The sequence below is a fragment of the Pseudomonas sp. DD1 genome, from assembly GCF_044510355.1.
GTDB lineage: Bacteria > Pseudomonadota > Gammaproteobacteria > Pseudomonadales > Pseudomonadaceae > Aquipseudomonas > Aquipseudomonas shahriarae.
On record NZ_MSAJ01000007.1, the window covers coordinates 90,403 to 112,015 of the forward strand.

17 protein-coding genes and 2 tRNA genes are annotated in these 21,613 nt (G+C 58.3%); 18 read left to right on the forward strand and 1 reads right to left on the reverse strand.

Annotated elements, in window-relative coordinates:
* The first annotated feature begins 100 nt into the window (after positions 1-100).
* The 7 genes from dnaK to PSFL_RS06050 all read left to right on the forward strand — a co-directional run bounded on the left by dnaK (position 101) and on the right by PSFL_RS06050 (position 9,910).
* The gene (dnaK, locus tag PSFL_RS06020) at positions 101-2,023 is read left to right on the forward strand and encodes a molecular chaperone DnaK (RefSeq protein ID WP_057960662.1); all 1,923 of its coding nucleotides are present in this window, start codon (positions 101-103) and stop codon (positions 2,021-2,023) included.
* A gap of 316 nt (positions 2,024-2,339) precedes the next feature.
* Positions 2,340-3,464 (forward strand): molecular chaperone DnaJ, encoded by a 1,125-nt coding sequence (gene dnaJ / locus PSFL_RS06025; RefSeq protein ID WP_057440175.1) that lies wholly within the window; start codon positions 2,340-2,342, stop codon positions 3,462-3,464.
* A 10-nt stretch (positions 3,465-3,474) separates the two neighbouring features.
* Positions 3,475-4,281 carry a 4-hydroxy-tetrahydrodipicolinate reductase gene (gene dapB / locus PSFL_RS06030; protein ID WP_057440174.1) on the forward strand — a complete coding sequence of 269 codons (807 nt, stop codon included), beginning with the start codon at positions 3,475-3,477 and terminating at the stop codon, positions 4,279-4,281.
* Positions 4,282-4,540: 259 nt separating this feature from the next.
* Complete coding sequence (carA, locus tag PSFL_RS06035) at positions 4,541-5,677, forward strand: glutamine-hydrolyzing carbamoyl-phosphate synthase small subunit (RefSeq protein ID WP_057440173.1); 1,137 nt, start codon at positions 4,541-4,543, stop codon at positions 5,675-5,677.
* 105 nt (positions 5,678-5,782) lie between these two features.
* Positions 5,783-9,004, forward strand: coding sequence for a carbamoyl-phosphate synthase large subunit (gene carB, locus PSFL_RS06040; RefSeq protein WP_057960660.1), 3,222 nt, complete (start codon positions 5,783-5,785; stop codon positions 9,002-9,004).
* Positions 9,001-9,477: a transcription elongation factor GreA gene (greA, locus tag PSFL_RS06045; RefSeq protein ID WP_032862903.1), complete on the forward strand. Its 477-nt coding sequence runs from the start codon at positions 9,001-9,003 to the stop codon at positions 9,475-9,477. The genes carB and greA overlap by 4 nt, the downstream gene beginning before the upstream one ends.
* A gap of 28 nt (positions 9,478-9,505) precedes the next feature.
* Positions 9,506-9,910, forward strand: coding sequence for a hypothetical protein (locus PSFL_RS06050; RefSeq protein WP_057444151.1), 405 nt, complete (start codon positions 9,506-9,508; stop codon positions 9,908-9,910).
* A gap of 8 nt (positions 9,911-9,918) precedes the next feature.
* Here PSFL_RS06050 and PSFL_RS06055 read toward each other — a convergent pair whose 3' ends face one another.
* On the reverse strand, positions 9,919-10,227 hold the full coding sequence (locus tag PSFL_RS06055) for a YhbY family RNA-binding protein (RefSeq protein ID WP_029298992.1): 309 nt from the start codon (positions 10,225-10,227) through the stop codon (positions 9,919-9,921).
* A 105-nt stretch (positions 10,228-10,332) separates the two neighbouring features.
* Between PSFL_RS06055 and rlmE the strand changes: the two genes are divergently transcribed.
* The 11 genes from rlmE to infB all read left to right on the forward strand — a co-directional run bounded on the left by rlmE (position 10,333) and on the right by infB (position 21,491).
* Positions 10,333-10,983 carry a 23S rRNA (uridine(2552)-2'-O)-methyltransferase RlmE gene (rlmE, locus tag PSFL_RS06060; protein WP_038445965.1) on the forward strand — a complete coding sequence of 217 codons (651 nt, stop codon included), beginning with the start codon at positions 10,333-10,335 and terminating at the stop codon, positions 10,981-10,983.
* Between the two features lie 200 nt (positions 10,984-11,183).
* Positions 11,184-13,094: an ATP-dependent zinc metalloprotease FtsH gene (ftsH, locus tag PSFL_RS06065; protein WP_029298988.1), complete on the forward strand. Its 1,911-nt coding sequence runs from the start codon at positions 11,184-11,186 to the stop codon at positions 13,092-13,094.
* 8 nt (positions 13,095-13,102) lie between these two features.
* Positions 13,103-13,954 carry a dihydropteroate synthase gene (folP, locus tag PSFL_RS06070; RefSeq protein ID WP_397469814.1) on the forward strand — a complete coding sequence of 284 codons (852 nt, stop codon included), beginning with the start codon at positions 13,103-13,105 and terminating at the stop codon, positions 13,952-13,954.
* Positions 13,955-13,970: 16 nt separating this feature from the next.
* Positions 13,971-15,308: a phosphoglucosamine mutase gene (gene glmM, locus PSFL_RS06075; RefSeq protein ID WP_057440170.1), complete on the forward strand. Its 1,338-nt coding sequence runs from the start codon at positions 13,971-13,973 to the stop codon at positions 15,306-15,308.
* Positions 15,309-15,374: 66 nt separating this feature from the next.
* Positions 15,375-16,130: a triose-phosphate isomerase gene (gene tpiA / locus PSFL_RS06080; RefSeq protein WP_057960657.1), complete on the forward strand. Its 756-nt coding sequence runs from the start codon at positions 15,375-15,377 to the stop codon at positions 16,128-16,130.
* Positions 16,131-16,134: 4 nt separating this feature from the next.
* Positions 16,135-16,518, forward strand: a complete 384-nt coding sequence (gene secG, locus PSFL_RS06085) for a preprotein translocase subunit SecG (protein WP_029298979.1) — start codon at positions 16,135-16,137, stop codon at positions 16,516-16,518.
* A 21-nt stretch (positions 16,519-16,539) separates the two neighbouring features.
* Positions 16,540-16,625, forward strand: a tRNA-Leu gene (locus PSFL_RS06090).
* A 96-nt stretch (positions 16,626-16,721) separates the two neighbouring features.
* Positions 16,722-16,798, forward strand: a tRNA-Met gene (locus tag PSFL_RS06095).
* A 140-nt stretch (positions 16,799-16,938) separates the two neighbouring features.
* A complete protein-coding gene (gene rimP, locus PSFL_RS06100; RefSeq protein WP_032862957.1) occupies positions 16,939-17,397 on the forward strand; it encodes a ribosome maturation factor RimP in 459 nt (152 codons plus the stop codon).
* Positions 17,398-17,456: 59 nt separating this feature from the next.
* Positions 17,457-18,938, forward strand: coding sequence for a transcription termination factor NusA (gene nusA, locus PSFL_RS06105; RefSeq protein WP_038445977.1), 1,482 nt, complete (start codon positions 17,457-17,459; stop codon positions 18,936-18,938).
* 27 nt (positions 18,939-18,965) lie between these two features.
* Positions 18,966-21,491: a translation initiation factor IF-2 gene (gene infB / locus PSFL_RS06110; protein WP_057440169.1), complete on the forward strand. Its 2,526-nt coding sequence runs from the start codon at positions 18,966-18,968 to the stop codon at positions 21,489-21,491.
* Positions 21,492-21,613: the final 122 nt, after the last annotated feature.

Below are 21,613 nucleotides of genomic sequence, written 5' to 3' on the forward strand. Positions count from 1 at the left end.
CGTTCGTAACGACCCCATTTATAAGTCAAGCGTTTAAGTGCTACCGCAGTTAGCCACCACTGCTGCGGCAACCAAATCCAAAGTTTCGGGAGAGTGAATCATGGGCAAAATTATCGGTATCGACCTGGGGACTACCAACTCCTGCGTCTCCGTGCTGGAAAACGGCGTATCCAAGGTTATTGAAAACGCAGAAGGCGCGCGTACCACTCCGTCCATCGTGGCTTACGCCAACGACGGCGAGATCCTGGTAGGCCAGTCCGCCAAGCGTCAGGCTGTGACCAATCCGCATAACACCCTGTACGCGGTGAAGCGTTTGATCGGTCGTAAGTTCGACGAAGAAGTCGTACAGAAAGACATCAAGATGGTGCCGTACAAAATCGCCAAGGCTGACAACGGTGACGCCTGGGTTGAAGTGAACGGCCAGAAAATGTCGCCACCGCAAATCTCGGCTGAAATCTTGAAAAAGATGAAGAAGACTGCCGAAGACTACCTCGGTGAAGCAGTGACTGAAGCGGTGATCACCGTTCCGGCCTACTTCAACGACAGCCAGCGCCAGGCGACCAAAGACGCCGGCCGCATCGCGGGCCTGGACGTAAAACGTATCATCAACGAACCTACCGCGGCCGCTCTGGCCTACGGCATGGACAAGGCCAAGGGCGACCACACCGTGATCGTTTATGACCTGGGTGGCGGTACTTTCGACGTTTCCGTGATCGAAATCGCTGAAGTCGATGGCGAGCACCAGTTCGAAGTGTTGGCGACCAACGGTGACACGTTCCTGGGTGGTGAAGACTTTGACATTCGTCTGATCGACTACCTCGTTGACGAATTCAAGAAAGAAAGCGGCATGAACCTCAAAGGTGACCCGCTGGCGATGCAGCGCCTGAAAGAAGCTGCTGAAAAAGCCAAGATCGAACTGTCTTCGAGCAATTCGACCGACGTGAACCTGCCGTACATCACTGCAGACGCCACCGGTCCTAAGCACTTGAACGTGAAGATCTCGCGCGCCAAGCTGGAATCGCTGGTTGAAGACCTGGTTCAGCGCACTATCGAGCCTTGCCGCATCGCCCTGAAAGATTCGGGTATCGACGTTGGCTCGATCAACGACGTGATCCTGGTTGGCGGTCAGACCCGTATGCCGCTGGTACAGCAGAAGGTCACCGAGTTCTTCGGTAAAGAAGCACGTAAAGACGTGAACCCGGACGAAGCCGTTGCCATGGGTGCTGCCATCCAGGGTGCGGTACTGGCCGGCGACGTGAAAGACGTGCTGCTGCTGGACGTCAGCCCGCTGACTCTGGGTATCGAAACCATGGGTGGCGTGATGACCGCGCTGATCGAGAAAAACACCACGATTCCTACCAAGAAATCTCAAGTGTTCTCGACTGCCGATGACAACCAGGGCGCCGTGACCATTCACGTGCTGCAAGGTGAGCGTAAGCAGGCTGCACAGAACAAGTCCCTGGGCAAGTTCGACCTGGCCGAGATTCCACCCGCTCCACGTGGCGTGCCACAAATTGAAGTGACCTTCGACATCGACGCCAACGGCATTCTGCACGTAGGCGCCAAGGACAAGGCTACTGGCAAGACTCAGTCGATCGTGATCAAGGCCAACTCCGGTCTGTCCGAGGAAGAAATTCAGCAGATGATCAACGATGCTGAAAAGAACGCCGAGGAAGATCGCAAGTTCGAAGAGCTGGCCGCTGCCCGCAACCAGGGTGATGCACTGGTTCACTCGACTCGCAAAATGATCGCGGATGCTGGCGACAAAGTGACTGCTGAAGAGAAGACCGCAATCGAAGCCGCCGTGGTTGCCCTGGAAGCCGCTGTTAAAGGCGACGACAAGGCCACCATCGAAGCCAAGGTTGAGGAACTGTCGAAAGTCTCCGCGCCGGTCGCTCAGAAGATGTACGCCGAGCAGGCTCCGCAAGGTGACGGTGCTGCGCAACAGGCAGAACCTGAAGCCAAGCACGACGACGTTGTCGATGCCGAGTTCGAAGAAGTAAAAGAAGACCAGAAGAAGTAACTTGGTCGCCCGGTTGACCGCTATCAAGCGGTGACTGGTAGGATGTCGCCGCGCGGGAGCTTGCTCCCGCGTTGGCGTGTCTGGGGTACGCGAATTTTTACAGCATGCGACAAGGTTCGGATGTTGGCGGTGTGATCGGGAATGCTCCTGCTTTGCGATCGACAGGCACCGCGTTTTTGGCTGGGTCTCGGCTGAAAGCAGTAAAGACCAGGATCGTTGAATTTGACGTGAGTTGGGTCCGGGCCTGTATTGGGGCTCAACGAGTTTGGCAGGCTCAGGAGGGTTTTGCCGGACGTCCTTAAGAGTGCAAAGACTTATGGCAAAGCGTGACTATTACGAAGTATTGGGTGTGGAGCGCGGTTCCAGCGAGGCGGACCTGAAGAAGGCTTACCGTCGCCTGGCGATGAAGCACCACCCGGACCGTAATCCGGATAACAAAGAATCCGAAGAATTGTTTAAAGAGGCCAATGAGGCCTACGAATGCCTGTGTGATCCGAACAAGCGTGCAGCCTACGACCAGTATGGCCATGCCGGTGTCGATCCAAGCATGGGCGGCGGCGGGGCTGGCTTTGGCGGGCAGAACTTCTCCGATATCTTCGGCGATGTATTCAGCGACTTCTTCGGCGGCGGTCGTGGTGGTCAGCGTGGCGGTGCCCAGCGTGGCAGCGACTTGCGCTACACCCTGGAACTGAATCTGGAAGAGGCCGTACGCGGCACCAGCGTCAATATCCGCGTGCCGACGCTGGTCAATTGCAAGCCGTGTGACGGTTCGGGCGCCAAGAAAGGCTCCTCGCCGATCACCTGCCCGACCTGTGGCGGTATTGGCCAGGTGCGCATGCAGCAGGGTTTCTTCTCGGTGCAGCAAACCTGCCCGCGCTGCCATGGCCAGGGCAAGATCATTTCCGATCCGTGCGATTCTTGCCACGGCGAAGGGCGCGTCGAAGAGTACAAGACCCTGTCGGTGAAAGTGCCGGCCGGTGTTGATACTGGCGACCGTATCCGGTTGTCGGGCGAGGGCGAGGCGGGTGCGCAGGGTGGTCCGACGGGCGATCTGTACGTGGTGATCAATGTGCGCGAGCACGCGATCTTCCAGCGTGACGGCAAGCACCTGTTCTGCGAAGTGCCGATCAGTTTTGTCGACGCGGCCCTGGGTGGCGAGCTGGAGATTCCGACCCTCGAAGGGCGGGTCAAGCTGAAGATCCCCGAGGGGACTCAGACCGGCAAGCAGTTCCGGATCCGTGGCAAAGGTGTAGCGCCGGTGCGCGGTGGTGGTGCGGGCGACTTGATGTGCCGTGTGGCTGTCGAGACGCCGGTCAACCTGGATCGTCGTCAGCGTGAGTTGCTCGAAGAGCTGCGCGGTTCGCTGGCCGGTGATGGCTCCCATTCGCCCAAGACCGCTGGCTGGTTCGAAGGCGTGAAGCGCTTCTTCGGCGACCTGTAAGGACGTGGATATGCGACGTATAGCAGTGATGGGCGCCGCCGGGCGCATGGGCAAGAACCTGGTGGAGGCGGTGCAGCAGCGCTCGCCTCTGTCGGGGCTGACTGCGGCGATCGTGCGCCCGGGCAGTACGCTGATCGGCGCCGATGTTGGCGAGCTGGCCTCCCTGGGGCGGATCGGTGTGTCATTGTCCGGCAGCCTGGAGCAGGTGGCTGATGAGTTCGATGTATTGATCGACTTCACCCTGCCCGAAGTGATGCTGAAAAACCTGGCGTTCTGCCGCAAGGCGGGCAAAGCCATGGTTATCGGTACCACGGGCCTGAATGCCGAGCAAAAGCAATTGCTCGTCGCGGCAGGCAAGGACATTCCTATTGTGTTTGCCGCCAACTTCAGTGTGGGCGTCAACCTGTCGCTGAAGTTGCTCGACATGGCGGCAAGGGTGTTGGGTGATGACGCGGATATCGAGATCATCGAGGCGCATCACCGGCACAAGGTCGATGCGCCATCGGGCACTGCCATGCGCATGGGCGAAGTGATTGCCGATGCCTTGGGGCGTGATCTGTCGAAGGTCGCGGTATATGGTCGCGAAGGTCATACCGGGGCGCGCGAGCGTGAAACCATTGGCTTTGCCACCGTGCGCGGTGGTGATGTGGTGGGTGACCATACGGTGCTGTTTGCTGCCGAAGGTGAACGCCTGGAGATTACCCATAAGGCTTCCAGTCGCATGACCTTCGCCAAGGGCGCGGTGCGTGCCGCATTGTGGCTGGAGGGTCGCGAAGCGGGTCTCTACGACATGCAAGACGTGCTGGATCTGCGTTAATCAGTAGCAAAAACGGGCCCGGAGGATTACTCTAGGGGCCCGTTTTTACCCGCTAAGCGACGTCCTGTCGCATTCTCCTGCCTTTTCGGCTCATTAGCGGTGGACCCAAAAAGCCTTTTTCTGTAAGCTACAGCTTTAGTGTGTCCACTAAAAGCGCGCAGAATAATTCAGTGAAGAAGCGGGGTGACGTGTCCATACGTCACTCCGCTTTTTTGCAACCTGCGATCGCCCTTTCAGGCTTTATTTACGGGAGGTCTTCTTGACTAAGCCAGCCATACTCGCCCTTGCTGATGGCAGCATTTTTCGCGGCGAAGCCATTGGAGCCGACGGTCAGACCGTTGGAGAGGTGGTGTTCAACACCGCCATGACCGGCTATCAGGAAATCCTTACCGATCCTTCCTACGCCCAACAGATCGTTACCCTGACTTATCCACATATCGGCAACACCGGTACTACACCGGAAGACGTCGAGTCTGATCGTGTCTGGTCGGCCGGTCTGGTGATTCGTGACCTGCCACTGGTTGCGAGCAACTGGCGTAACACGATGTCGCTGTCCGATTACCTGAAAGCCAACAATGTTGTGGCGATCGCCGGTATCGATACGCGCCGCCTGACACGCATCCTGCGTGAAAAAGGCTCGCAGAACGGCTGCATCATGGCCGGTGACAATATTTCCGAAGAGGCGGCAATCGCTGCAGCGCAGGGCTTCCCTGGCCTCAAAGGCATGGACCTGGCGAAAGTCGTCAGCACCAAAGAGAAGTACGAGTGGCGCTCCACTGTCTGGGACTTGAAGACCGACAGCCACGCGACCATCGAAGCGGCTGAGCTGCCGTATCACGTCGTGGCCTACGACTACGGCATCAAGTACAACATTCTGCGCATGCTGGTCGAGCGCGGTTGCCGTGTGACCGTGGTCCCGGCCCAGACCCCGGCCAGCGATGTGTTGGCCCTGCAACCGGATGGCGTGTTCCTGTCCAACGGCCCGGGTGACCCTGAGCCATGCGACTACGCGATCAAGGCCATCAAGGAAGTGCTGGACACCGAGATCCCGGTATTCGGTATCTGCCTCGGCCACCAGTTGCTGGCCCTGGCCTCCGGCGCCAAGACCCTGAAAATGGGCCATGGCCATCACGGTGCCAACCACCCGGTACAAGACCTGGACACCGGTGTCGTGATGATCACCAGCCAGAACCACGGTTTTGCGGTGGATGAAGCCACCTTGCCGGCCAACGTGCGTGCCATTCACAAGTCGCTGTTCGACGGTTCCCTGCAGGGTATCGAGCGCACCGACAAGAGCGCGTTCAGCTTCCAGGGCCACCCTGAAGCGAGCCCGGGCCCGAACGACGTAGCGCCGCTGTTCGACCGTTTCATCAATGAGATGGCCAAGCGACGCTGACTGAGTGGCTTGCGGGCGGCCCCGACTCTCGGTGGCCCCCGCAGGCTCTTCAAAGATTGTTCAAGACGGCTTGCCGACTGACCTGCGGATTTGAGTGACAAACCCATGCCAAAACGTACAGACATAAAAAGCATCCTGATTCTCGGCGCTGGCCCGATCGTGATCGGCCAGGCCTGCGAATTCGACTACTCCGGCGCCCAGGCCTGCAAGGCCCTGCGCGAAGAGGGTTACCGCGTCATCCTGGTGAACTCCAACCCGGCCACCATCATGACCGACCCGGACATGGCCGACGCCACCTACATCGAGCCGATCAAGTGGCAGACCGTTGCCAAGATCATCGAGAAAGAGCGTCCGGACGCACTGCTGCCGACCATGGGTGGCCAGACTGCACTGAACTGCGCCCTGGACCTGGAGCGCGAAGGCGTCCTGGAAAAGTTCGGCGTAGAGATGATCGGCGCCAATGCCGACACCATCGACAAGGCTGAAGACCGTTCGCGTTTCGACAAGGCCATGAAGTCTATCGGTCTTGATTGCCCGCGCTCGGGTATCGCCCACAGCATGGAAGAGGCCAACGCGGTTCTCGAAAAGCTCGGCTTCCCGTGCATTATCCGGCCGTCCTTCACCATGGGCGGCACCGGCGGCGGTATCGCTTACAACCGTGAAGAGTTCGAAGAAATCTGCGCCCGCGGCCTGGATCTGTCACCGACCAAAGAGCTGCTGATCGACGAATCCCTGATCGGCTGGAAAGAGTACGAGATGGAAGTTGTCCGCGATAAAAAGGACAACTGCATCATCGTCTGCTCGATCGAAAACTTCGACCCGATGGGTGTGCACACCGGTGACTCGATCACCGTTGCTCCTGCGCAAACCCTGACGGACAAGGAATACCAGATCATGCGTAACGCCTCGTTGGCGGTACTGCGTGAGATCGGCGTTGAAACCGGCGGTTCCAACGTTCAGTTCGGTATTTGCCCGAACACAGGCCGTATGGTCGTGATCGAGATGAACCCACGTGTGTCGCGCTCTTCGGCGCTGGCATCAAAAGCTACCGGCTTCCCGATTGCGCGCATCGCTGCCAAGCTGGCGATCGGTTACACCTTGGACGAGCTGCAAAACGAAATCACTGGCGGCGCTACGCCGGCGTCCTTCGAGCCGTCGATCGACTACGTAGTCACTAAGCTGCCACGCTTCGCTTTCGAGAAGTTCCCGAAAGCCGACGCCCGCCTGACCACTCAGATGAAGTCGGTCGGTGAAGTCATGGCCATTGGCCGGACATTCCAGGAGTCCCTGCAGAAAGCCCTGCGTGGCCTGGAAGTGGGCGTTTGCGGTCTGGACGAGAAGCTCGACCTGAGCAACCCGGAAAGCATGAGCATCCTCAAGCGCGAGCTGACCGTGCCGGGCGCCGAGCGTATCTGGTACGTGGCTGACGCCTTCCGCGCGGGCATGACCGTCGAAGACATCTTCGGCATGAACATGATTGATCCGTGGTTCCTGGTGCAGATCGAAGATCTGATCAAGGAAGAAGAGAAGGTCAAGACCCTGGGTCTTTCCTCTATCGACCGCGACCTGATGTTCCGTCTCAAGCGCAAAGGCTTCTCCGACCAGCGTCTGGCCAAACTGCTGGGCGTGACCGAGAAAAACCTGCGCACCCACCGCCACAAACTGGACATCTTCCCGGTCTACAAGCGTGTTGACACGTGCGCCGCAGAGTTCGCCACCGACACCGCGTACCTGTACTCCACCTACGAGGAAGAGTGCGAAGCCGCGCCGTCGGGCCGCGACAAGATCATCATCCTGGGCGGCGGTCCAAACCGTATCGGTCAGGGCATCGAGTTCGACTACTGCTGCGTACACGCCGCCCTCGCCCTGCGCGAAGACGGGTACGAGACCATCATGGTCAACTGCAACCCGGAAACTGTTTCCACTGACTACGACACTTCCGACCGCCTGTACTTCGAGCCGGTAACGCTGGAAGACGTGCTGGAAATCTGTCGCGTCGAGAAGCCAAAAGGCGTGATCGTGCAGTACGGCGGGCAAACCCCGCTGAAACTGGCGCGTGCCCTGGAAGCGGCTGGCGTGCCGATCATCGGTACCAGCCCTGACGCCATCGACCGTGCCGAAGACCGTGAGCGCTTCCAGCAAATGGTCGAGCGCCTGAACCTGCGCCAGCCGCCAAACGCGACCGTGCGCAGCGAAGACGAAGCCATCCGTGCAGCCAGTAAGATCGGCTACCCGTTGGTGGTGCGTCCGTCCTACGTGCTGGGCGGCCGGGCGATGGAAATCGTCTACGAAGAAGAAGAACTCAAGCGTTACCTGCGTGATGCGGTGAAAGTGTCCAACGACAGCCCGGTGCTGCTGGACCACTTCCTCAACTGCGCCATCGAGATGGACGTGGATGCGGTCTGCGACGGTACCGACGTGGTGATCGGCGCGATCATGCAGCACATCGAGCAGGCGGGTGTTCACTCCGGTGACTCCGCGTGCTCCCTGCCGCCGTACTCGCTGCCGCTGCACATCCAGGACGAGATGCGCGAGCAGGTCAAGAAAATGGCCCTGGAACTGGGCGTGGTCGGCCTGATGAACGTACAGTTGGCGCTGCAAGGCGAAGACATCTACGTCATCGAAGTCAACCCGCGTGCTTCGCGTACCGTGCCGTTTGTTTCCAAGTGCATCGGTGTGTCCCTGGCGATGATTGCCGCCCGTGTCATGGCCGGTAAGACCTTGAAGGAAATCGGCTTCACCAAGGAAATCATTCCGAACTTCTACAGCGTGAAAGAGGCGGTATTCCCATTCGCCAAATTCCCTGGTGTGGACCCGATCCTGGGCCCAGAGATGAAGTCCACCGGTGAAGTGATGGGCGTGGGCGATACCTTCGGCGAAGCATTCGCCAAGGCCCAGATGGGCGCCAGCGAAGTGCTGCCGACCGGCGGTACTGCGTTTATCAGCGTGCGTGATGATGACAAGCCGCTGGTTGCAGGCGTGGCCCGTGATCTGATCAACTTGGGCTTCGAAGTCGTGGCCACCGCCGGGACCGCCAAGCTGATTGAAGCCGCTGGCCTGAAAGTGCGTCGCGTGAACAAGGTAACGGAAGGTCGTCCGCACGTGGTCGATATGATCAAGAATGACGAAGTCACCCTGATCATCAACACCACCGAAGGTCGCCAGTCGATCGCGGATTCCTACTCCATTCGTCGTAACGCCTTGCAGCACAAGATCTACTGCACCACCACCATTGCTGCTGGCGAAGCCATCTGTGAAGCGCTCAAGTTCGGTCCGGAAAAGACCGTGCGTCGCTTGCAGGATTTACACGCAGGATTGAAGGCATGATCAAATACCCAATGACTGTCCAGGGCGCCAAGGCCCTGGAAGAGGAGCACGCCCATCTGACCAAGGTCGTACGTCCAAAGCTGAGCCAGGACATCGGTACGGCCCGTGAGCTGGGCGACTTGAAGGAAAACGCCGAATACCATGCTGCCCGTGAGCAGCAGGGGATGGTCGAGGCGCGGATCCGTGATATCGAAGGGCGCATGCAGAATGCGGTCATCATTGATGTCACGACTATTCCCAAGACCGGCAAGGTGATTTTCGGCACGACTGTAGAAATCGCCAACGTCGAGACGGATGAAAGCGTGACTTACCACATCGTGGGTGAGGACGAGGCTGACTTCAAGCTCGGCAAGATCTCCGTCGGTTCGCCCCTGGCCCGCGCCTTGATTGCCAAGGAAGAGGGTGATGTGGTGGCCGTCAAGACGCCCGGTGGCGTGATCGAGTACGAGATTGTCGAAGTTCGTCACATCTGAAAAACGGCGCCCGCTTCGAGCGGGCGCCATGCTTTGGCAGTTGGCCCAGATGCTTTGGGTTGGCGGGCTATGGCTGTTGCATCTTGGTGTATTGCCGGTGCTGGGCATGATTGGCCTGGCGCCGTTGCTGATCGATGAGATCGGCGGATTATTGAGTGCGCTGCTGGTGGGATTTGCGGCGGCGTGCGTGATTCTCCAGGCATTGGTGCTGGTCAAGGCCGAGGGCTTGGGGAGTTTGTGGCGGGATATGCGCGGGCAACTGCTGTTGATGGCGCTGTATGCGTGCGCAATGTATTGCGTGGTGCGCATATTGCTGCCGGAAGCGTTGCGCTGGCAGCTGTTCAGCTATCTTGTGCTAGGGTTTTCTGGCTTGGTGCTGGTGGTGCAGCCTGCGCCGGGATGGAGTGGCAGGGCGCGCGAAGCGCGCCCGTGACCCTTGCATCATTTGAAGCGATGAACGTTCGACAGTTGCTTGTTGGCGCTGAAATTCTTGCGATACAGCAGCGCCATCTTGCCGATGACCTGAACCAGGTCCGCTTTGCCCACCTTGCACAGTTCTGCAATGGCGGCCAGGCGCGCTTCGCGATCAAGGATGTTGACCTTGATCTTGATCAGCTCGTGATCGCCTAATGCGCGTTCAAGTTCGGCTAACACACCTTCAGTCAAACCGTTGTCGGCCACAATCAAAACTGGTTTCAGATGGTGGCCAATGGATTTGTACTGTTTCTTCTGCTCTTGAGTGAGCGGCATAATCTGACCCCTGCGTCTGATCTTGTAAAAAGCGGCGGCCAGTTTACCCGAGCGAGTCCGGGACCGCCCAGTTAATCACGACCCGTTTTATTTTCGAGGTGGCCCGTGGCCCGTTCCAAAACTAGCCTTAACTGGCTTAAAGAGCATTTCAACGATCCTTACGTCAAAAAGGCGCAAAAGGATGGCTACCGTTCCCGGGCCAGCTACAAGCTGCTGGAGATCCAGGAAAAGGACCGGTTGATCCGTCCCGGCATGAGCGTAATTGATCTCGGCGCAGCCCCCGGTGGCTGGTCCCAGGTGACCAGTCGTCTGATTGGTGGGCAAGGCCGTTTGATCGCTTCCGATATCCTGGAAATGGATAGCATCCCTGATGTGACCTTCGTGCATGGCGACTTTACCCGTGATGATGTACTGGCACAGATCCTCGAGGCTGTCGGAAATTCGCAGGTAGACCTTGTGATTTCGGATATGGCCCCCAATATGAGTGGATTACCAGCCGTGGATATGCCACGCGCCATGTTCCTGTGCGAATTGGCACTGGATCTGGCAGGAAGGGTTCTGCGTCCGGGTGGTGATTTTCTGGTCAAGGTCTTCCTTGGGGAAGGTTTTGACGAGTACCACAAGAACATGCGCAAGCTGTTCGACAAGGTGCAGACCCGCAAGCCTGACTCCTCGAGGGACAGGTCTCGCGAGCAGTATTTGCTGGGCCGCGGCTATCGCGGTGTCGAAGGCGCTGCCAGTGATGAGCGTCTTTAAAGGTTTTAAGGGAGTCGATAGGTTTTTTTATATCGCTTTCGTCACGAAGCTTTACGAATATTGTGTAGTCAAAGTTTCACAAAGGGTTACAGACGGCGCCTGCCAGAGTTGTAGGTAATGTAGTAAGTTAGGCCGGTGAATATCATGCGAAGCGCGCGCCAGTAGCGGAGCTTGCTTCAGAGGGTAGTTAATTGAACGATATGGCAAAGAATCTGATCCTGTGGTTGATCATCGCGGCTGTCCTGGTGACGGTGATGAACAACTTCTCCAGCCCTAACGAGCCGCAGACCCTCAACTATTCCGACTTCATCCAGCAAGTTAAGGATGGCAAGGTCGAGCGCGTAGCGGTTGATGGCTACGTGATCACTGGCAAGCGCAACGATGGCGACAGCTTCAAGACCATCCGTCCGGCGATCCAGGACAATGGTCTGATCGGCGACCTGGTGGACAACAAGGTGGTCGTTGAGGGCAAGCAGCCTGAGCAGCAGAGCATCTGGACCCAGCTCCTGGTGGCCAGCTTCCCGATCCTGGTGATTATCGCCGTCTTCATGTTCTTCATGCGCCAGATGCAAGGCGGCGCAGGGGGCAAGGGCGGACCGATGAGCTTCGGCAAGAGCAAGGCCCGCCTGCTTTCCGAAGACCAGGTAAAAACCACCCTGGCTGACGTTGCCGGTTGCGACGAAGCCAAGGAAGAAGTTGGCGAGTTGGTCGAGTTCCTGCGCGATCCGGGCAAATTCCAGCGCCTGGGTGGCCGTATTCCTCGCGGTGTACTGATGGTCGGTCCTCCGGGTACCGGTAAAACCCTGCTCGCCAAGGCGATTGCCGGCGAAGCCAAGGTGCCGTTCTTCACCATTTCCGGTTCCGACTTCGTCGAGATGTTCGTCGGTGTGGGCGCGAGCCGTGTGCGTGACATGTTCGAGCAGGCCAAGAAGCACGCGCCATGCATCATCTTCATCGACGAAATCGACGCTGTCGGTCGCCATCGTGGTGCTGGCATGGGCGGTGGTCATGACGAGCGTGAGCAGACCCTCAACCAGTTGCTGGTCGAGATGGACGGCTTTGAAATGAATGACGGCATCATCGTGATTGCCGCCACCAACCGTCCTGACGTACTTGACCCGGCGCTGCTGCGTCCGGGCCGTTTCGACCGTCAGGTTGTGGTTGGCTTGCCGGATATCCGTGGCCGCGAGCAGATTCTCAAGGTCCACATGCGCAAAGTGCCAATGGGCGACGACGTCGCTCCAGGCGTGATTGCCCGCGGTACCCCTGGTTTCTCCGGTGCCGACCTGGCCAACCTGGTGAACGAGGCCTCGCTGTTCGCTGCCCGTACCGGCAAGCGCATTGTCGAGATGAAAGAATTCGAGCTGGCCAAAGATAAGATCATGATGGGTGCCGAGCGCAAATCCATGGTCATGTCCGAGAAAGAGAAGCAGAACACCGCTTATCACGAGGCTGGTCACGCCATTGTCGGTCGCGTTGTGCCTGAGCACGACCCGGTCTACAAAGTGTCGATCATTCCTCGCGGCCGGGCACTGGGTGTCACCATGTTCCTGCCGGAAGAGGATCGTTACAGCCTCTCCAAGCGCGCTCTGATCAGTCAGATCTGCTCGCTGTACGGCGGTCGTATCGCTGAAGAGATGACCTTGGGCTTTGACGGTGTGACCACCGGCGCTTCCAACGACATCATGCGTGCCAGCCAGATTGCCCGGAATATGGTTACCAAGTGGGGCCTGTCCGAAAAACTCGGCCCGCTGATGTATGCCGAGGAAGAAGGCGAAGTGTTCCTGGGCCGTGGTGGTGGCGGTCAAAGTGCCAGCTTCTCCGGCGAGACTGCCAAGCTGATCGACTCTGAAGTGCGCAGCATCATTGACCAGTGCTACGGCACGGCCAAGCAGATCCTCACCGATAACCGTGACAAGCTCGACGCCATGGCAGATGCCCTGATGAAGTACGAGACCATTGATGCCGAGCAGATCGACGACATCATGGCTGGTCGCACGCCTCGCGAGCCTCGTGATTGGGAAGGTGGTTCGGGTACTTCAGGCACGCCGCCAGTGGTACAGAACGAACGCCCGGAAAACCCAATCGGCGGCCCGGCTGCCGACCTTTAAGGCTTGAAATGACTTCTGTGTTGTCCTCCACCCGGTTGCCTTGCGGCAACCGGGTTCTTGATTTGGCCCATACGCATGTAATGGGCATTCTTAATGTAACCCCTGATTCCTTTTCCGATGGTGGTCGCTTCAGCCAGCTGGACGCGGCTTTGCGCCATGCAGCGGCAATGGTAGCTGCGGGTGCGACCATTATTGATGTGGGGGGCGAATCAACCCGGCCTGGCGCGCGTGCTGTTTCCCCTGTGGAGGAAATGGAGCGTGTTGCGCCGATTGTCGAGCGTATTCACCGCGAACTGGATGTCATTATTTCGGTAGATACCTCGACCCCGGCGGTCATGCGCGAAACCGCGCGGCTTGGGGCCGGACTGATCAATGACGTGCGCTCGCTGCAGCGCGACGGCGCGCTGGATGCGGCGGCGGCCACCGGGTTGCCTGTCTGTCTGATGCATATGCTCGGCGAGCCCGGGACGATGCAGGACGCGCCGCATTATGATCACCTGGTCGAAGAAGTGACGGAATTTCTTGGCGATCGCATTGCCCAATGCGCCGCTGTGGGAATTGCCCCTGAGCGGATCATTCTCGATCCCGGGTTTGGTTTTGCCAAAACCCTGCAGCACAACCTGAGCCTGTTCAAACATATGGAATCGCTGCATGCCCTTGGTCGTCCCCTGTTGGTTGGGGTGTCGCGCAAGAGCATGATAGGCATGGCCTTGAATCGCCCTGTGGGTGAGCGTCTGTATGGCGGCCTGGCCCTGGCGGCGCTTGCCGTGGCCAAGGGCGCGCGTATTCTGCGGGTGCACGATGTGGCCGAGACAGTTGACGTTGTACGGATGATCGAAGCAGTAGAATCAGCCGAATAAGAATGATGGAGCACTTATGACAAAGAAATATTTTGGCACCGACGGTATTCGTGGTCGGGTCGGCGAATTCCCGATCACTCCGGACTTTATGCTCAAGCTGGGCTGGGCGGCCGGGATGGCCTTCCGCAGCATGGGGGCATGCCGCATCCTGGTGGGTAAGGACACGCGGATTTCTGGCTATATGTTCGAGTCTGCGCTGGAGGCGGGCCTGTCTGCCGCCGGGGCAGATGTGATGTTGCTGGGGCCGATGCCTACGCCGGCGATCGCTTACCTGACGCGTACCTTTCACGCTGAAGCCGGTATTGTGATCAGTGCCTCGCACAATCCCCATGATGACAATGGCATCAAATTCTTCTCGGGCCAGGGCACCAAGCTGCCGGACGCGATCGAGCACATGATTGAAGAGTTGCTGGATGCGCCGATGACCGTCGTCGAATCGAGCAAGCTGGGCAAGGTTTCACGGATTAACGATGCGTCTGGCCGTTATATCGAGTTTTGCAAAAGCAGCGTGCCTACCAGCACCAATTTTGCCGGGCTCAAGGTGGTCATCGACTGTGCCCATGGTGCAACCTACAAGGTTGCTCCCAGTGTATTCAAGGAGTTGGGTGCCGAGGTTACAGTGCTGTCGGCCCAGCCCAACGGCCTGAACATCAACGATAACTGTGGTTCGACCCATATGGGTCAATTGCAGGCAGCGGTATTGGCCGAGCACGCGGACCTGGGTATTGCCTTCGATGGCGACGGTGACCGCGTGTTGATGGTCGATCATACCGGCGCCATCGTCGACGGTGACGACCTGCTGTTCATCATTGCCCGCGACCTGCATGAGCGTAACAAGCTGCAAGGTGGTGTGGTCGGTACCCTGATGAGTAATCTGGGGCTGGAGCTGGCCCTGGCAGACCTGGGGATCCCGTTCGTGCGGGCCAATGTGGGCGACCGCTACGTGATTGCCGAGCTGCTGGAACGCAACTGGCTGGTAGGTGGCGAGAATTCGGGGCATGTCGTGTGCTTCCAGCACACCACGACCGGGGATGCGATCATTGCGGCGCTGCAGGTGCTGTTGGCTCTGCGTCGGCGTGACGAAAGCCTGGCCCTGGCGCGCCAGGCACTGCGCAAGTGCCCGCAGGTGCTGCTCAATGTGCGCTTTTCGGGCGGCGAAAACCCTATCGAGCACCCGGCGATCAAGGAAGCCTGTGAGCGCGTAACCGTCGCTATGGCGGGGCGTGGTCGGGTCTTGTTGCGCAAGTCGGGGACCGAGCCTTTGGTGCGTGTGATGGTCGAAGGCGATGATGAAACACAGGTTCGCGGCTACGCCGAAGAGCTGGCAAAACTGGTAACTGAAGTTTGCGCCTGAATTCGGCTTGCCAGTGTTGATGTGGTTGGGTAACATCTGCGCCCACTTTGACCGACGAGGTACAGCATGCGTCGCACTATGGTAGCTGGTAACTGGAAGATGCACGGTACCCGCGCCAGTGTCGCTGAGCTGGTCAATGGCCTTCGTCACCTGGCCCTGCCGAGCGGTGTTGATATCGCGGTATTCCCGCCTTGCTTGCATATCAACCAAGTGGTTGATGGCTTGAAAGGCAAGTCGATCCAGGTCGGCGCGCAGAATTCTGCGGTGGAAGCCATGCAGGGTGCGTTGACCGGTGAGATTGCACCGAGTCAGCTGGTGGATGCGGGTTGTTCCTATGTGCTTGTTGGGCACTCCGAGCGCCGTCAGATGATGGGCGAACGTGATGGGATACTCAATCGCAAGTTCGCAGCAGCACAGGCTTGTGGCTTGATTCCGGTGTTGTGCATAGGGGAGACCCTTGAGCAGCGTGAATCGGGCAAGACTCTTGAAGTTGTCTCGCGTCAGCTGGGCAGCATCATCGAGGAACTGGGTGTTGGTGCGTTTGCAAAGGCAGTGATTGCTTACGAGCCGGTCTGGGCCATTGGCACCGGGCTGACTGCTACACCGCAACAGGCGCAGGATGTGCACGCAGCCATCCGCGCGCAGTTGGCGGCAGAGAATTCTGAGGTCGCACAAGGTGTGCGGCTTCTATACGGCGGCAGCGTGAAGGCGGCCAATGCGGTCGAACTGTTCGGCATGCCGGATATCGATGGGGGGCTCATTGGTGGAGCTTCCCTGAATGCAGATGAGTTCGGTGCGATTTGTCGCGCCGCGGGAAACTGAGAAAATGCTGGAAACAGTCGTAGTCGTTTTTCATCTGTTGGGTGCACTGGGCGTTGTTGCCCTGGTATTGCTGCAACAGGGTAAAGGTGCGGACGCTGGTGCGTCTTTCGGGGCAGGTGCTTCAAATACTGTGTTCGGAAGCCAAGGTTCCTCTACCTTTCTTAGTAAGTTTACTGCTATACTTGCCGCCGGTTTCTTCATAACCAGCCTGGGGTTAGGTTACTTTGCTAAAGAGAAAGCTCATGTGCTGACTCAAGCAGGTTTGCCAGATCCAGCAGTGTTGGAAGTTCCAAAAGCAAAACCGGCTTCTGATGATGTCCCGGTGCTTCAAGAGCAAAAGTCGGCTACTCCAGCGACTGACGTGCCTCCAGCTCAAGAGCAGAAGTAAGAAGGTTGTAAACGCTGTATTGCCGAGGTGGTGGAATTGGTAGACACGCAACCTTGAGGTGGTTGTGCCCATAGGGTGTAGGGGTTCGAGTCCCCTTCTCGGTACCAATTATCAGGAGAGCCCGCTGTTGCGGGCTTTCTTGTAGGTGGAAGGTTACATTGACCCTGTAAGGGATCGGTCGTATACTTCCGCCCCAGCTTTGTCGCGGGGTGGAGCAGTCTGGTAGCTCGTCGGGCTCATAACCCGAAGGTCGTCGGTTCAAATCCGGCCCCCGCAACCAGTTTTAGCGGAGCCCCTTTTAAGGGGCTTTTTGTTAGCTGGACACTTTCAACGCCGCTGTTCGACGGCGTTTCAAGGATGGGCGTTTCGCCCATTTTTTTATTTTGCACAGCATGCACATACATGCACGAGGGGGTTCAGGTGTCGAGCAAGCTAGAAGAGTTGCAGGCCTTGCTGGCCCCGGTGGTCGTGGCCCTAGGCTATGAATGCTGGGGTATTGAGTTTTCGGCTCAAGGTCGCCACTCAATGTTGCGCGTTTATATCGATAAAGAGGGCGGTGTGCTGGTGGACGATTGTGCCATCGTCAGCCGTCAGATCAGCGGTGTCCTGGATGTTGAAGATCCGATCGCCGTTGAATACACCCTCGAAGTTTCCTCGCCAGGCATGGAACGCCCACTGTTCACTATTGAGCAGTTTGCTAAATATGTCGGTGAACAAGTGAAGATCAAGCTGCGATCCCCTTTCGAAGGGCGACGCAACTTTCAGGGCCTTCTGCGCGGTGTAGAAGAACAGGATGTAGTGGTGCAGGTAGAAGACCACGAGTTCCTGTTGCCGATCGATATGATCGACAAGGCCAACATTATTCCCAGTTTTGACTGAGACGTGCCAGAAACTGCGGATCCCGCGGATCCAATGGCTTGCGAAAGGCGAGGCGTACGATGAGCAAAGAAGTACTGCTGGTTGTTGAGTCGGTATCCAATGAAAAGGGCGTACCGGCTAACGTGATTTTTGAAGCGCTGGAGTTGGCCCTGGCCACTGCTACCAAAAAGCGTTTTGAAGACGAAGTTGATCTGCGTGTGGAAATCAATCGCCACACCGGAGCTTATGAGACTTTCCGTCGCTGGACAGTCGTTGAAGAAGCCGATCTTGATGATCCGGCCATCGAAACCTGGCCAAGCAAGGTTGCGCAAACGCATCCGGGCGCCCAGGTGGGTGACGTCGTCGAGGAAAAGATCGAGTCCATCGAGTTCGGCCGCATCGCTGCACAGACTGCCAAGCAAGTCATTGTGCAAAAGGTCCGTGAAGCCGAGCGCGCTCAAGTCGTTGACGCCTATCGCGAGCGCCTGGGGGAAATCATCTCCGGCACCGTGAAGAAAGTGACCCGCGACAACGTGATCGTCGATCTGGGTAACAATGCTGAAGCGTTGCTGGCCCGTGAAGACATCATTTCCCGCGAAACCTTCCGTGTCGGCGTGCGTTTGCGTGCGCTGCTCAAGGAAATCCGCACTGAGAACCGTGGCCCTCAACTGATCCTGTCGCGTACCGCGCCGGAAATGTTGATCGAGCTGTTCCGTATCGAAGTGCCGGAAATTGCCGAAGGCCTGATCGAAGTCATGGCTGCGTCCCGCGACCCGGGTTCGCGCGCCAAGATCGCGGTCCGCTCCAAGGACAAACGCATCGACCCGCAGGGTGCTTGCATTGGTATGCGCGGTTCGCGCGTCCAGGCAGTGTCGGGCGAATTGGGCGGTGAGCGTGTGGATATCGTGCTGTGGGACGATAACCCGGCGCAGTTCGTGATCAACGCCATGTCCCCGGCTGAAGTCGCGGCAATTATTGTTGACGAGGATGCCCATGCAATGGACATCGCCGTTGGCGCAGACAATCTGGCCCAGGCCATCGGTCGTGGTGGTCAGAACGTGCGTCTGGCCAGCCAGTTGACTGGCTGGACCCTGAACGTCATGACCGAATCGGACATCCAGGCTAAGCAGCAAGCAGAAACCGGCGACATCCTGCGCAACTTCATCGACGAGCTGGAAGTCGACGAAGATCTGGCACAGGTGCTGGTAGATGAAGGCTTTACCAGCCTGGAAGAGATTGCCTACGTACCGGTGGAGGAAATGCTCAACATCGACGGCTTTGACGAAGACACCGTCAACGAGCTTCGCGCTCGGGCCAAGGATCGCTTGTTGACTAAAGCCATCGCTACTGAGGAAAAGCTGGCAGACGCCCATCCGGCCGAAGACCTGCTCTCGCTTGAGGGTATGGACAAGGATTTGGCGATGGAACTGGCGGTGCGCGGCGTAATTACCCGCGAAGACCTGGCCGAGCAGTCTATTGACGACCTGCTCGACATCGACGGCATTGACGATGATCGTGCCGGCAAGTTGATCATGGCCGCCCGAGCCCATTGGTTCGAGTAATTAGGCGCGGCCTGAGGAGAGAAGTGCATGACGCAAGTCACGGTGAAACAACTGGCCGATGAGGTCAAAACACCGGTAGAGCGCCTGTTGCAGCAGATGCGTGAGGCAGGTCTGCCGCACACCGCCGCCGAGGAACATGTGAGCGACAGTGAGAAGCAATCGTTGCTGACTCACTTGAAAAGCAGCCACAAGGCGAAAGTGGAAGAACCGCGCAAGATTACATTGCAGCGCAAAACAACCAGCACCCTGCGGGTGGCTGGTAGCAAGAGCATCAGCGTTGAAGTGCGTAAGAAGAAAGTCTTCGTACAGCGCAGCCCGGAAGAAATCGAAGCCGAGCGCAAACGCGAGATGGACGAACGTCGCGCAGTAGAAAATGCTGCACGTCAGAAGGCTGAAGAAGAAGCCAAGCGTCGCGCCGAAGAAGAAGCGCGTCGCCAGCCTGCTGCTGCGCAACCTGCTGGTACTGACGCAGTCGCTGCGCCTAGCGCGCCTGTAGAAGCTGTGCGTGAGGCCGCTCCGGTTGCCGCTGCACCAGCGCCTGCTGCTGACGCTCGCAAGCGCGACGAACCTCGTCGTCCGGACAAACCACGTGCCGACGATAACAATCGTCGTAGCGGCGGTGGCGATGGCGAGCGTAAAAACGCTCCACATCGTGCTTCGGTCAAAGAGAAAGCGCCTGCTCCGCGCGTTGCCCCACGTACTACCGACGAAGAAAGCGATGGCTTCCGTCGTGGTGGTCGCGGCAAGGCCAAGCTGAAGAAACGCAACGCCCACGGTTTCCAGAGCCCAACCGGCCCTGTCGTGCGTGAAGTGAAGATCGGCGAGACCATCACTGTTGGCGATCTCGCTCAGCAGATGTCGGTCAAGGCTGCTGAAATCATCAAGTTCATGTTCAAGCTGGGTACTCCAGCCACCATCAACCAGGTACTGGACCAGGAAACTGCCCAACTGGTTGCTGAAGAGCTGGGCCACAAAGTGACCCTGGTCAGCGACACCGCCCTGGAAGATTCCCTGGCCGAGTCCCTGAAGTTTGAAGGTGAAGCGGTTTCCCGTGCTCCAGTCGTGACCGTCATGGGCCACGTTGACCACGGTAAGACTTCCCTGCTCGACTACATCCGTCGTGCCAAGGTTGCAGCGGGCGAAGCCGGCGGCATTACCCAGCACATCGGTGCCTACCACGTTGAAACCGACCGTGGCATGGTGACGTTCCTCGACACCCCTGGTCACGCCGCGTTTACCGCCATGCGTGCCCGTGGTGCCAAGGCGACCGACATCGTGATCCTGGTGGTTGCAGCGGACGACGGCGTGATGCCGCAAACCATCGAAGCCGTTCAGCATGCTAAAGCAGCTGGCGTGCCGCTGGTGGTTGCCGTGAACAAAATCGACAAGCCGGGCGCTGATCTCGATCGCATCCGTAGCGAACTGTCGGTTCATGGCGTGACTTCCGAAGAGTGGGGTGGCGATACTCCATTCGTACCGGTCTCGGCGAAGATGGGTACCGGCGTTGACGAACTGCTCGAAGCAGTCCTGTTGCAAGCCGAGGTCCTGGAACTGACCGCTACCCCATCGGCTCCTGGCCGTGGTGTTGTGGTTGAATCCCGCCTCGACAAGGGCCGTGGCCCGGTTGCGACCGTTCTGGTTCAAGACGGTACCCTGCGCCAAGGCGACATGGTGCTGGTCGGTTCGAACTACGGCCGTGTACGTGCCATGCTCGACGAGAACGGCAAGCCAATCAAGGAAGCCGGTCCAGCCATCCCTGTCGAGATTCTCGGCCTGGACGGTACCCCGGACGCTGGCGACGAGATGAGCGTAGTTGCCGACGAGAAGAAAGCCCGTGAAGTGGCTCTGTTCCGTCAAGGCAAGTTCCGCGAAGTCAAGCTGGCCCGTGCTCACGCCGGCAAGCTGGAAAACATCTTCGAGAACATGGGCCAGGAAGAGAAGAAGACGCTTAACATCGTCCTCAAATCTGACGTCCGTGGTTCCCTCGAAGCGTTGAACGGCGCCTTGAACGGCCTGGGTAACGACGAAGTGCAAGTGCGTGTTGTCGGTGGCGGTGTCGGTGGTATCACCGAATCCGACGCCAACCTGGCACTGGCTTCCAACGCTGTACTGTTCGGCTTCAACGTGCGTGCCGATGCTGGCGCACGGAAGATCGTCGAGCAGGAAGGCCTGGACATGCGTTACTACAACGTCATCTACGACATCATCGAAGACGTCAAGAAAGCCCTCACCGGCATGCTTGGCAGTGACGTTCGGGAAAATATCCTGGGTGTCGCCGAAGTCCGTGACGTGTTCCGTTCGCCGAAGTTTGGCGCGATCGCCGGTTGCATGGTTATCGAAGGTACTGTGCACCGTAACCGTCCAATCCGTGTACTGCGTGAAGACATCGTTATCTTCGAAGGCGAGCTGGAATCCCTGCGCCGCTTCAAGGATGACGCTTCCGAAGTGCGTGCCGGCATGGAATGCGGTATTGGCGTCAAGAGCTACAACGACGTCAAGCCTGGCGACAAGATCGAAGTCTACGAGAAGGTTCAGGTTGCTCGCAGCCTCTAACTCGCGCACTTCAGGAGCCACGCCGCGTGTGGGCATGCAAATGCCCCGCGCAGTGTCCGGACTCTAAACGCAACGCCCGGTCTGGCTTTTGTCAGGCCGGGCGTTTGCCGCTTTCAGACCCC